Annotated in this window: 13 protein-coding genes; 9 read left to right on the forward strand and 4 right to left on the reverse strand. The window is 39.3% G+C overall.

What is annotated here, in order from left to right; translation table 11 throughout:
• Positions 1–235 precede the first annotated feature (235 nt).
• The 4 genes from BMZ99_RS24660 to BMZ99_RS24675 all read left to right on the forward strand — a co-directional run bounded on the left by BMZ99_RS24660 (position 236) and on the right by BMZ99_RS24675 (position 3,663).
• On the forward strand, positions 236–1,267 hold the full coding sequence (locus BMZ99_RS24660) for an ROK family protein (RefSeq protein WP_090944335.1): 1,032 nt from the start codon (positions 236–238) through the stop codon (positions 1,265–1,267).
• A 58-nt stretch (positions 1,268–1,325) separates the two neighbouring features.
• A complete protein-coding gene (locus BMZ99_RS24665) occupies positions 1,326–2,501 on the forward strand; it encodes an MFS transporter (RefSeq protein ID WP_090944338.1) in 1,176 nt (391 codons plus the stop codon).
• A 112-nt stretch (positions 2,502–2,613) separates the two neighbouring features.
• A complete protein-coding gene (locus BMZ99_RS24670; protein WP_090944341.1) occupies positions 2,614–2,811 on the forward strand; it encodes a small, acid-soluble spore protein, alpha/beta type in 198 nt (65 codons plus the stop codon).
• A 231-nt stretch (positions 2,812–3,042) separates the two neighbouring features.
• Positions 3,043–3,663 (forward strand): cytochrome b/b6 domain-containing protein, encoded by a 621-nt coding sequence (locus BMZ99_RS24675; protein ID WP_090944344.1) that lies wholly within the window; start codon positions 3,043–3,045, stop codon positions 3,661–3,663.
• Here the strand turns inward: BMZ99_RS24675 and BMZ99_RS24680 are convergent.
• Both BMZ99_RS24680 and BMZ99_RS24685 read right to left on the reverse strand, forming a co-directional pair.
• A complete protein-coding gene (locus BMZ99_RS24680) occupies positions 3,660–5,063 on the reverse strand; it encodes a nickel-dependent hydrogenase large subunit (protein WP_090944346.1) in 1,404 nt (467 codons plus the stop codon). The two genes, BMZ99_RS24675 and BMZ99_RS24680, sit on opposite strands and share 4 nt — an antisense overlap.
• Positions 5,064–5,068: 5 nt before the next feature.
• Complete coding sequence (locus BMZ99_RS24685; RefSeq protein WP_245755148.1) at positions 5,069–6,268, reverse strand: hydrogenase small subunit; 1,200 nt, start codon at positions 6,266–6,268, stop codon at positions 5,069–5,071.
• A gap of 210 nt (positions 6,269–6,478) precedes the next feature.
• On the opposite strand from BMZ99_RS24685, the gene BMZ99_RS24690 reads away from it, so the two are divergent.
• Positions 6,479–7,849: an FAD-dependent oxidoreductase gene (locus BMZ99_RS24690; protein ID WP_090944352.1), complete on the forward strand. Its 1,371-nt coding sequence runs from the start codon at positions 6,479–6,481 to the stop codon at positions 7,847–7,849.
• On the forward strand, positions 7,846–8,127 hold the full coding sequence (locus BMZ99_RS24695; protein ID WP_090944355.1) for a ferredoxin family protein: 282 nt from the start codon (positions 7,846–7,848) through the stop codon (positions 8,125–8,127). The genes BMZ99_RS24690 and BMZ99_RS24695 overlap by 4 nt, the downstream gene beginning before the upstream one ends.
• A gap of 84 nt (positions 8,128–8,211) precedes the next feature.
• Here the strand turns inward: BMZ99_RS24695 and BMZ99_RS24700 are convergent, their stop codons facing one another.
• On the reverse strand, positions 8,212–8,781 hold the full coding sequence (locus BMZ99_RS24700) for a xanthine phosphoribosyltransferase (protein ID WP_090944358.1): 570 nt from the start codon (positions 8,779–8,781) through the stop codon (positions 8,212–8,214).
• 583 nt (positions 8,782–9,364) lie between these two features.
• Here BMZ99_RS24700 and hydE point away from each other — a divergent pair.
• The 3 genes from hydE to BMZ99_RS24715 all read left to right on the forward strand — a co-directional run bounded on the left by hydE (position 9,365) and on the right by BMZ99_RS24715 (position 12,074).
• A complete protein-coding gene (gene hydE, locus BMZ99_RS24705) occupies positions 9,365–10,447 on the forward strand; it encodes a [FeFe] hydrogenase H-cluster radical SAM maturase HydE (RefSeq protein ID WP_090944360.1) in 1,083 nt (360 codons plus the stop codon).
• Between the two features lie 83 nt (positions 10,448–10,530).
• The gene (gene motA / locus BMZ99_RS24710) at positions 10,531–11,316 is read left to right on the forward strand and encodes a flagellar motor stator protein MotA (RefSeq protein WP_090944362.1); all 786 of its coding nucleotides are present in this window, start codon (positions 10,531–10,533) and stop codon (positions 11,314–11,316) included.
• The gene (locus tag BMZ99_RS24715) at positions 11,316–12,074 is read left to right on the forward strand and encodes a flagellar motor protein MotB (protein ID WP_090944366.1); all 759 of its coding nucleotides are present in this window, start codon (positions 11,316–11,318) and stop codon (positions 12,072–12,074) included. Before motA ends, BMZ99_RS24715 begins: the two co-directional genes overlap by 1 nt.
• Positions 12,075–12,246: 172 nt before the next feature.
• Here the strand turns inward: BMZ99_RS24715 and BMZ99_RS24720 are convergent.
• The coding region (locus tag BMZ99_RS24720; RefSeq protein ID WP_175490508.1) for a transposase at positions 12,247–12,436 on the reverse strand (190 nt) is incomplete at its 5' end.

Raw genomic sequence — 12,436 nt, forward strand, 5'->3', positions numbered from 1 at the left:
TCGCAAAAAAGAGAAAATACCCTATTCGGTTAGGGATACAAAGAAAGAGCTATCTCAAATAGGTTTTAAAAACCTATTTTGAGACAGCTCCTTTTTATTTCTGCCATTATTAAGTTGCTGCAATAATTCGAGTATATTATGGGATGATAGGGATTGACAAAAAATAGGAGAATGTGATATCTTGTATTAAATAATACTTTTTATAAGTATTATAAAAAGTATTGAGAGGTGTGCTATGATTCCAATAATCAATAATACGATGCGAGTTAAACAGGTGAATGTTGAGCTTGTCAAAACTGCTTTGAAGGCTTTGGCATTTGGAACGAAATTAGCAATAGCAAATGCAACCGGGCTAAGTGTAGCCACTTGCGGTAATATTCTAAATGAACTATTAGAACGTGGAGAGGTTATCGAAGCTGATTTGGAGCAGCCTAACGGTGGAAGACCGGCACGCCGTTTTATGTATAATGCCAACTACTCTTATATTGCTTGTATTTATGTGAGCAATGAAGGCGGAATCTATAAAACGATTCATGTAGTTACCAATTTGGCAGGTGAGATACTTGAGGAAATTTCGATGGAAGTGGAAGTCATTAACTATGAGGTTATTGATAGTCTCATTTTAAAATTAATTTGCAGCTATGAGAATATTAAAGCGATTGGCATTGGCGTACCAGGAATTATACATAAGGGTGAAATTGGATCGTGCGATATTAAAGAGCTGATTGATATTCCGCTAGCTACGAGGTTAAAAGCTAAATACGGCCTGCAAATTACAGTTGAGAATGATATGAATCTAATCTCATACGGATTTTATAAAAGGCAGAATTACGATGAGGACAAAACGATTGCGGTTGTAATTTTTCCCAAAGATAATTGTTCTGGAGCAGGTATAATTGTTGAGGGACATATTATTAGAGGCAACACTAACTTTGCAGGTGAGGTGTCCTATCTCCCTTTTGATCATTTACGAGAAGAGCAGATCATGAAGATTACTCATAGGGAGGTTTATTTTCCGCTAATAGTGAAAACAATTGCTTCGATCATTGCCGTGATTAATCCGGAAACAATTGTCGTGACAGGAGGATTAATCAGGTCAGATATGATAATCGATATTTCTAATTCTTGCGAAACATTCATACCTCATGCACATATGCCGCAGATTATTATACAAGAGAATATGCAGAGTGATTATATTTATGGTTTGGTTTCGATGACGCTGGAAAGCTTGACTTGTGATATTCAACTCATCGAAAAAAAAGTGTAAGGAGATTATCGGGAATGCATTATACGCATTTAAATTTATATGATAGGCAGGTAATGAAATGAATAAATTGAATGAGAACGTTCTAGCTCAGCTTGATTCTGTACCAGGACGGATGCAGCAGATTTCCACTCGGGTAGCATTTTTCATTGCTGGATTCGGGATTGCAGCATGGGCACCTCTTATTCCCTATGCGAAGGAGCGCCTTGCTATTGATGAAGGTGTTCTAGGATTTCTTTTGCTGTGTCTGGGGGCTGGATCGATTATTACAATGCCAATCGCTGGTGCACTTGCGGCGCGCTTTGGCTGCCGGTTAATGATTGGGGCTGCGACATTACTTATATGTGCTTCTTTACCATTTCTTGCAATAGCCGCAAGTATTCCAGTACTCGTAATGATACTCTTACTATTTGGAGCAGCTATTGGTACTGTTGATGTGGTAGTCAATATTCAGGCTGTGATCGTAGAGAAAGCCAGTGGTAAAGCAATGATGTCTGGGTTTCATGGACTATGGAGCGTTGGCGGCTTTGTTGGGGCAGGTGGTGTTAGTAGTCTTCTTTGGATGGGTGTGTCACCTCTAATCGCGGTAGTGTGTGTTGTAGTGGTGATTTTAGGACTCTTATTCATGTTCGGAAAGTATTTGCTGCCCTATGGAACTGAGGAAGATAAGGATGGAGCGTTATTTGTTTTTCCCAAAGGAATTGTTCTCTTCATAGGATTTCTATGTTTCATTGTCTTTCTTGCAGAAGGATCCATGCTGGATTGGAGTGCTGTATTTTTGACTTCTCTGCGAGGGGTTGATTTTTCGCAGGCAGGACTTGGTTATTCCCTATTTTCCATTACGATGATGATAGGAAGGTTAAGTGGTGATCGTATTGTGCAAAAATTTGGAGGGAAAAAGATACTTATATTCGGGGGAAGCTGTGCCGCTTCAGGAATTGCCATTGCTATATTCATTCCAAATTGGATTGCCTCTCTTATTGGTTTTGGGCTAGTAGGGTTAGGATCTTCGAATATTGTGCCAGTATTGTATTCCGTACTAGGACGACAGGAAGTAATGCCGGCAAATTTGGCAGTATCAGCTGTTACAACCCTTGGTTATTCAGGCATTCTGGTAGGGCCGGCGCTTATCGGTGCTATTGCTCAAACAACGAGCCTTTCTTTTGCTTTTCTGGTTGTCGCCGCAACGCTGTTAATTGTGGCATCCAGTTCGCGAGTTGTAGAAAAAAGCAGTTGAAAAATAATCTGCCAATCATTAACGAGATGTTATAGATATAACTTTTTCTGAATGTTTTTAATTGAATTGAGAATACTATATGCAGTACTTGAATTACTGGAGGTGGTTGTATATGGGAAAAGCAATGTCAGAAGAAGCAAAATATAAATTAGCCCACGACCTTGGCTTCGGTGAAAAAGTAGAAGATGGGGACTGGAGCGACGTTACGACTGGAGAAGTTGGTTCCATGGTACGTGAGGCAATTAAACGCGGTGAACAGGCAATCGTAGATGAAGCAAAAGCGAATGGTGAAGCGCACCAAAATTTCTAATAAATAAAGGAGATATCCCGAAGTTATTACAGGACTTCGGGATATCTTTTTAAAACTAAAAAGAATTGATGAGATTGATAAGCTTGGAAAAATAGTTGCGGAGTAAATCAAAAAAACTTTTATTGTGACATCTGGATTTAAACTCTAGAACATTAGCGGAAAATTTTAAAATCCACATTCCATATATAAAAATAAAGTAATTAAGGAAAACGTTAGGAGTGAGTAGTAGAAGTGAAACTGCTTTTGCATCCGTTGTCTATTCGTCTTTTTCATTGGATCATGTTTTTGTCAGTAGTCACATTGCTGTTTACTGGATTATATATGAGTACTCCTTGGAGCAAGCTGCACCTGCCTATGGAAGTAGTACGGAAAACTCATACCATATTTAGTTCGATCATCATTGTTAATTTAGCGTGTCATCTTTACTATTATCTTCATGCAAATCGAATTACTGAAGTTTTACTATTACCCCGGGATTTTGTGAATGTACCCAGTTTTATACGGTATGTTTTATTTATCAGCGAAGGACATCCTAATTTTGGACGTTATAACCCAGGGCAGAAATTAGTATTTTCCTTATGGTTTTTAGCAGTAATTGTAGCAGCCATAACTGGAATTGTATTGCTTTTTCCTGATCGTTCTCAGTGGATGCAGTGGAGATTTGAGGGACTGCATGTCATTCGCATGCTTCATTATAGTGTGGCTATTTTTTTTGCTATGTCAATTCCGCTGCACTTATACCTTGTATTTACAGAAAGTCCCGCTAATCTGCAAGCTATGTTTACAGGCTATGTTCAAAAAGAAATGGAAGTTAAATCTTCACCCAATAAGTCCAAAGATTCACTTTCTTAAATCAGGATTACAGGGGCATTGGCAGGTGCATCCATCATATGTACGGCACAGGTAAAGCAGGGATCGAAAGAGCGGATAATTCGACCTACCTCAATTAAATCATCAGCATTTACAACTGGTGTTCCTATAAGAGCTTCTTCTACGGGACCGCGTTGCCCCTGCTGATCACGAGGAGAAAAGGTCCATGTCGTCGGTGTGACGATTTGATAGTGGTTTATTTTGCCACCTTTTATTCTCAGCCAGTGGCCTAAGCCTCCACGCATGGCATCTGTCAATCCAAAGCCTTCGCCTTGCATTGGCGCAGTGTAATGGGAAAACGTCGGACCATCAGGAGAAAGTTGAGCTAACCAGCCATCTGCCAGTTTACATAGGTTTAAGGTTTCCTGCGATCGAGTTACCAGTCGGTCCATAACCCCTGTACCTCGCTGATATTTACCACTAATCCAGGCTCTGGCTAATGGACCTCCTTCAAAGGCTTTTCCCTTATATCGTGGAGCTTTTATCCAGGAGTAGGCATCCTTTTTGTCGCGGTTGGGCATTGTTGCTCCTTGTTGTGGATTGCGGGCTGATATATCGTCTTGGTACCAGCTGTACGTAATATCTTCACTTATTTTAGCAACGTCAAGAGGCTCTATGTTGCCTTTGCCTATCATAATGCCTGGAGCGTACTCTCTCTTACCAGTTATGGGCTGAGGAAACATGCCGTAAGAAATCATGTTGCCGGCCGTGCTGCCAATGGAATAATAATCCTTATAGTAATCTGCTACTACAGCTACATCGTATAAGTAAACATGTTCTACCCATTCCATGAGTTCGTGGAGAATGCTTTTATAAGCGCTAATGCGGTCAACAGTTGCTTTTTCAGTCACGCCTGTAACGAGAATCGTCTGCTGCATTGGGATCTTAGCACCAAATATTGCTAACATTTCATGAGCGCGCATTGCTTTTAACATTCCTTCTTTGATGTGTACCAAGAGCTCTTCATTGCGCTTTTGAGGAAGTCGATAATCTCCTTCTGGCCGGGGTGCGTAGGGTGGCATCATAGGGCCTTTGACATAGTCATAAATGACCAGTACATAAAAATGACGAATATGATTTTGGATAATATCCGCTGCAAAAATTAAGTTCATGAGATGCTGCCCATTGGGTGTAGGTTCTATCTGAAAGGCCTGCTGCAGGGCAAGGGCTGCGGAAATGGCGTGGGCACTTGAACAAATTCCGCAAATACGCTGTGTAAGCAATGCTGCATCACGAGGATCTCTTCCGATCATAATATTTTCAAAACCTCGAAATAAAGTAGCACCTACCGTTGCATCGACTACTTGATTGTTTTGTATTTCTACATCTACCCGAAGGGGTTCGTGTACTCTTGAAACTGGGAAGATCGTTCTCTTTGTCATTATTGTTATTCTCCATCTTTGTTTTTGGGATGCAAAAATGCATCTAATTTACGTCGCCACCATTTGCGATGCCGCAGTGCTTGCTTAGCGTCGGATTTTGGGGTGATGGAAAGTAATGCCTGATTTTGCTTTGCTAATTCCTTTAAGTCCTGCTTTGCCTGTTCTAATGTTTCAGGCGGCAGGGTTTCCAGGGGTTTGGTTCCTTTTAAGTAATGGTTATGAATTCGTTTCTTAACTACTGCAAAGGCAAAGTGAGTTCCAACACCTCCAATACCAAAAGCCACTAAACCAGCACTAATTTTTTTGATGTTTAACGTACCAAATGAAGTACGAACATCTGGAAAATGATTATAAAATGGCAGCATTCCATCGGGAAAATGAGGACTGGCACAGCCAATGCAAGGAGCACCAGCTTTTACTGGCCAGTTCACGGAATGATTCCACTGACGCAGAGGACAATCCGCATGAGTGACTGGACCTTTACAGCCCACTTTATACAAGCATCCTGTACCGCCAGGGAAGTCTGCGAAGATGCCGTCTTCAAATTGTTGACGGCGCTGGCAGAGATCATGAATGGTTTTACCAAAGAAAAGGAGAGGGCGATTATAACGATCTAGCTGTGGGATGCCATAGAGCAGCAAATGAACAAAGGTTCCGCTCATCCAGTCTGGATGGCTGGGGCATCCAGGAACATTAATAACCTGTCTATTGACTACTTCCCAGACTCCTTTGGCACCTCCGGGATTGGGATAGGCTGCTGCAGGGCCTCCAAAAGCAGCACAGTCACCTACAGCTATCACATATTTAGCTTTGGCGGCAATCTCTCTTACTGCATCTAAACCAGTGACCATTTGATCATTTCGCATGAAAATTTCATTATAGCGGCCGTTCGCCGCTGTCATCACGGATCCTTCAATAATCAGCCAAAAATTGCCTGCTTCTTTTTCTAACGTATCTTCTAATATTTGTGTCGCAGCATTGCCGCTGGCAACATTTACAAGCCAGTGATAACGTATATCTAGTGACTCTGATAATAATTGTTCAAGAGAAGGATTAATAGCATTTTGCAAAGATACAGACTCACCGGTACAAGATCCAAGTTCTAGCCAAATGACAGGTGCTTTTGTAATTTTATCTTGCGCAAATACGTTCTGCATGACAGGAATTAAGTATTCGGTAAGACTTATCCCAACAGTTGCTGACATGCATAGTTGAATAAATTCACGTCTTGAAAGCATTTACGAGTCATTCCTTTTTCATATTCTATTAGCTTAGTTTTACCAGATCTATGGTAATTTATCCGATGAGAAGGTATTGCATATTTTCGTTGAGATGCGCTTTTAGATAAGGTGCTCCATTGACAATGCAAGAATAGTAATAATAAGGATGCGAGATACTATAGCAAGGGTGATTGCATGTTAAAACACTGGTATCAAGCTAAAAAGATAATAGCGAGTGAAAATAAAAAAAATATTGAGATTGATACTAGCAATGTAAAAAAATATGATGTTATTGTAGTAGGAGCGGGACCGGCAGGTGCCAGTGCTGCCTATTTTATGGCAAAACAAGGCATTGATGTACTGCTTCTTGAACGCGGTCCATTTCCTGGTGCTAAAATTTGTGGTGGCACCTCTTTAATTGCAGAGCATACTCATAAGCTGTTCCCCAATTTTTGGGATGAATGTCACTGTGAGCGAATTGTGATGCAACAAGCTTATTGGATTATGACAGAGGACTCTCTATTATCTACTTCTTTTCAAAGTCTGAAACTTGCAGCGGCCCCTTACAATCGCTTTACAGTAAAGCGCAGAGTTCTTTATCAATGGCTAGTGGATAAAGCAATCTCTGCTGGTGCAACATTTCAATGTAATTATAAGGTTACAGAAGTTCTTTTCGATGGCAGCCAAGCAATCGGGGTACAGATAGCACCACCGCAAAAAAAACAGTTTTTAGCTGATATTATTGTTTTAGCTGACGGTGCCAATTCTATGGTTGCTGAAAAATCTAATCTGGTTCCCAGAGTATCACCTCAAAATATATCACTTTATGTGAAGGAAACCATTTCTTTGCCTGCCAGCATCATTGAAGAACGATTTCAGTTAGCCTGCGGTTATGGCAGTGTTATTGGTTTACTTGGATACCCAACCGCTGGTTTTAATGGAACAAGCTCTATACATACTTTTCAAGATAGTATTAATATAAATGTAGGAATGACGATTTCTGACTTCTCCACATCTGGTATTCGTCCTTATGAACTTTTAAGCCGTATCAAGAAGCATCCTTTTATTCAGCCGTTTTTAGCGGGGGGGACAGTAGTGGAATATGGGGCATCCGTAATACCTGAGGGAGGTTATTATGCCATTCCTGAAATTGTTCATCCAGGGCTAATGATCATTGGGGACGCAGCTTCCCTTGTAAACGGTACTCATGGTATCAATCTGGCAATGTGGTCAGGATTTTTTGCATCCCAGGCAGCATATGAGAGTAAAAAAACGAGAGATTTCTCAGCAAAAAAACTATTCTTATACCGTACACTGCTGGATGAGAGTTTTGTCATGCAGGATCTAAAAGCGAATGCAAAGATTGCTAAATTACAGAGGGATCTTCCGTATCTATTTGATTTGTATAGTAAAATAGCAGCTGAAACTGCATTTCAGATTTCTAAAGTATATACAATGCCCAAAAAGGCGAAGCGCATATTTATCTTTAAGAAAATAACCAGTATGCAGCCTTTACTCAAAATGGCAAGTGACATTTGGAAAGTCATAAAGGTGGTTCGAGGATGAATCAACTAGAGGATCAATTAGCAGTGATTTGCTTTCAGCCTGATGAAGATTGGCAGCATGTGATGATTCTAGATGAGGTCATTTGCCAGAAATGTAAGACAAAGCAATGCTTAACCTTTTGTCCATCAAGTGTATTTCACGAGAGTATAGAAGCCAAGCAGCCGATTATGGTTTTATATAAACAGTGTGTAGAATGTGGAGGATGTCGTTTGATTTGCGATAATATTGATTTCTCTTATCCGCGAGGTGGATATGGGGTTACTTTTTTAGAAGGATGAAGATTAAATAAGGTAGTCCATGCGTCTTAGATACAAGACTCATGGACTACCTTATTTAGTGGATAGTTAATTCGAACAAATCTATTATAAAAAATTTACTCTTCCGTTGGAAAAAGAGGCGATGCGAGCTAAGGATTCTACTCGGTAGCCGGCATCGGTTAATTTCTTCGCGCCAGGTTGGAACGATTTCTCGATTACAATACCAATTCCTGCGACTTTTGCATTAGCCTGATGGACAATTTCAGCTAAACCGGCAGCAGCTTCTCCATTGGCCAAGAAGTCATCAATAATTAAGACACAATCATCTTGTTGCAGGAATTGCTTTGAAACGATAATGTCATTGCTTTCTTGTTTGGTAAAGGAATAAACTTTTGTATAATATATATCTTCGGTGATCGTAACTGATTTTTTCTTTCTAGCAAAAACCACCGGTTTTTTAAGTACTAAACCTGCCATTACGGATACTGCAATTCCGGAGGATTCAATTGTCAAAATTTTAGTAATTGACTCTCCTTGGAAGCGGCGAGCAAATTCTTCACCTATTTTCAGCATAAGGTCAGGATCAATTTGCTGGTTTAGGAAAGAGTCTACTTTAAGTAATGAATCATTTAGAACCAGACCGTCAGATTGAATCCGTTTTTTTAATAATTCCATATAGCCTCCTAAATATACTATCTATAATTATAGATATCGCGACGATGAATAAAGTGCAATAAGGCTGCAGTAATACAAACAGGAGTGCGCAAAAAAACTCCTGTGTCCTTTGTGCCTGTATTTCGATTGGTTATAGGTTTTAAAGGGCATATAACACTTTTACATCATATTAAATATGTGAATTTATTCTAGCAGTCTAAAATCGCCTTGTCAATTCAGATAAAGACAAATTAAAGATTTCTTTACATTTTATTTCCCGGAAAATATAATAAATCTATCTATTTTTGGTGATTTAATAATCTAAAGTAATTTTTTTGTAATATTACGAAGGATTATAGAGCCTTATTTTCATTTTTTTGTTGAATAAAATCGTATTTTTATCGAATCTATATCTTTAGATAGAGGCATTTATTAGTAGAATATTCTATAGTTAGTAGTAATTGGTTCATACATCAGCAAATTATATAAAATTAAATAACATTATGTCGAATGAATATCTACTATAGTACAATGAAAAAGGGATTGCCAGGGGAAATGAAGAAATAGGCTAACATGAAGCATTTATCGTAAGGAGGATAGAAGCGTGGCAAAAATAGTAGATATAATCAATAAGGCTGAGACCACTCATTCTTTAACAAAAGAAGAGATTGTGGATTTGCTGCGATGTAATGAATATGATCAACAATTGTTTCTAGCCGCTGATCGAGTGCGTAGCCAATATGTGGGAGACCAAGTGCACTTACGTGGTTTAATCGAATTCTCAAACGTCTGTCAACAGAATTGTTTTTATTGTGGATTAAGGAAAGAAAACACTAAGGTCAAGCGGTATAGATTGAGTCCAGATACTATCGTGGATCTTGCCGGTAAGGCCAAGAGCTATAACTATAAGACGGTTGTACTGCAATCGGGTGAAAGCCAGTCTTATACTGTGACTGAGATGCAATACATCATTAGCAGCATAAAGGCTCTAGGATTAGCGATTACTTTAAGTCTTGGCGAAAAAAACAGGGATGAATATCAAATCTATAGAGAAGCGGGTGCAGATCGATATTTACTTAGAATCGAAACAACAAACCCACAGATCTATAAAGAATTACATCCAGGCATGAGTTTTGAAAATCGAGTGCGATGTTTACTAGATTTAAAAGAACTTGGATATGAGCTAGGGACAGGTTGTTTAGTAGGACTTCCCAATCAAACAATGGAATGTTTAGCGGATGATATTTTGTTTTTTAAAACATTAGATGCTGATATGATTGGGCTAGGACCTTTTATTCCCAATGCTGATACACCTCTGGCACAAGAGAAAGGAGGCACCTTTACTACAAGTATAAAAGTAATGGCAATTACTAGGCTGTTATTGCCTGAGGCTAATATTCCAGCTACCACTGCTATGGAAACATTAAATAAAAATGGACGTATTATTGCTCTTCAAAGTGGTGCTAATGTGGTGATGCCCAATGTTACCGAAGGTGAATATCGCAAAATGTATATGCTATATCCAGGAAAAATCTGTGTTAATGACACGCCAAAACACTGTATAGGATGTATTACAGGTAAAATTCAAGGAATTGGCAGACATGTCTCTACCGAATTTGGCTTTCGGAAAAGCAAAAAATTAACAAATATTTTGCAGGAATATGCAGAAAAAGACAGAAATATGTAAGAGGTAGATAGTGGATTTATTTGTAAGTATATATGCTAGCTAAAAGAACTATACTGATCGTTAGGTTTAGGGGGATCTGAATTGTGGAATTATCAACAATAATTGGTATTGGACTCGGATTTGTGGCTGTTGGCGTGGGGATGGTGCTTAAAGGGGCAAGCTTAGCAGTGCTAATAAATCCAGCAGCATTTTTGATTATTCTTGCTGGTACGGCAGCTTGCTTGCTGAATGCATTTCCCATGGAAGTTCTTAAAAATTTTCCGACTCTTGTTAAAATGTTATTTAAACAACCTGAATTTATGTCGAAAAGTGATATGTTAAAGATGTTTGTCGAACTATCACAAACAGCTAGACGGGAAGGTATTCTAGCCTTGGAAAGTCGTGTGGAAGAAGTACCAGATGTTTTTCTCAAAACTGGTTTGAGTATGGTAATTGACGGACTTGATCCAGATTTTGTAGGTGATGTGCTGGAAGCTGAGATTCAAGGTATGGAAGAACGTCATCGTGTTGGCGCGCTGATCTTTTCTCAGGCAGGTTCCTATGCACCTACACTCGGGGTACTTGGTGCAGTAGTTGGTTTGATCGCTGCGTTGGGAAATCTTAATGATATTGATGCTCTGGGACATTCCATTGCAGCTGCGTTTGTAGCTACCTTGCTCGGGATCTTTACGGGATATGTAATCTGGAATCCTTTTGCAAATAAGTTGAAAATCATGTCTAAAAAAGAAGTTGATGTAAGAAAAATGATGGTTGAAGGAATATTGTCCTTGCAGGCAGGAGATTCTCCCACTGCAATTGAAGCCAAGCTGAAGGTGTTTATTTCCCAAACAGAAAGGGAGCAGATGAAGGCTAAAACGGAGGAAGCATAATGTCTAGAAGGAAGAAACATCATGAAGCTCATCATGAGGAACATATGGATGAATCTTGGCTCATTCCTTATGCTGATATATTGACTTTGCTGCTGGCGTTATTTATTGTATTGTTTGCTACAGCTCAGGTAGATCAAAAGAAATTTGATCAGATGGCCTATGCTTTTAATACTGCTTTCAGTGGAAGTCCTTCGATTTTCGATAATAATCAAGCGGTCACTCCTGAATTAAATTCAGCAATACCTAGTCAGCAGGCTGCTGAAGGTACAATGGGGCAGGAACAGCTGCAAGAAACAGTTCAACTTTCGGAATTGAAAAAGCAGATTGACCATTATATTCAAGATAATAAATTGACTGGTGATTTAAATACTATACTTACAGAAGATGGGTTAATGATTCGTATTAAAGATTCTGCATTATTCACTTCAGGAAATGCAAATTTACGTCCTGAGTCTTTACGTGTTGGTGAGGAGATCGCTAAAGTGCTGCTTCCTTTAACCCAAAAGATTGTTATTTCAGGGCATACGGATAGCATACCAATTAATACTTCAGAGTTTCCTTCTAATTGGGAGCTTAGCTCTAAGAGGGCGATAAACTTTATGAAATTTATCTTATCCAGTGAAAAAGGTTTGCAGCCTGAGCGTTTTAGTGCCATTGGATATGGACAATATCGTCCACTCGAGGCGAATGATACAATTGACGGACGAGCGAAGAATCGACGGGTTGAAGTGCTTATTATGAGAAACTTTAGGAAATGATAAAAGGAGCTGTCTCAAAATAGGTTTTTAAAACCTATTTGAGATAGCTCTTTCTTTGTATCCCTAACCGAATAGGGTATTTTCTCTTTTTTGCGAATTAAGTGGAGTAAAGTAGGCATAGCAAAGCTAGAGGAGCATTATGCCCCTCATAAATTGCTGTGCCTGCAACCTTTTAGGCGGTCTTTTTTTCGTGTAGCATTTTTCCGCACCGTTGTTGCTGTATTTTGTTATGTAGTTTATTTAAGTTATAGCCCATCGCCAAGAACAAGAATTCAGTCCTAACGCTTTGCTTGCCACGCAGCAAGAATCTTCTAAATCGATGGTTTTCTTTCAATATTCCAAAGGCACCCTCTACTTGAATC

Source organism: Pelosinus propionicus DSM 13327 (genome assembly GCF_900114615.1).
GTDB classification, from domain to species: Bacteria; Bacillota; Negativicutes; order DSM-13327; family DSM-13327; genus Pelosinus; species Pelosinus propionicus.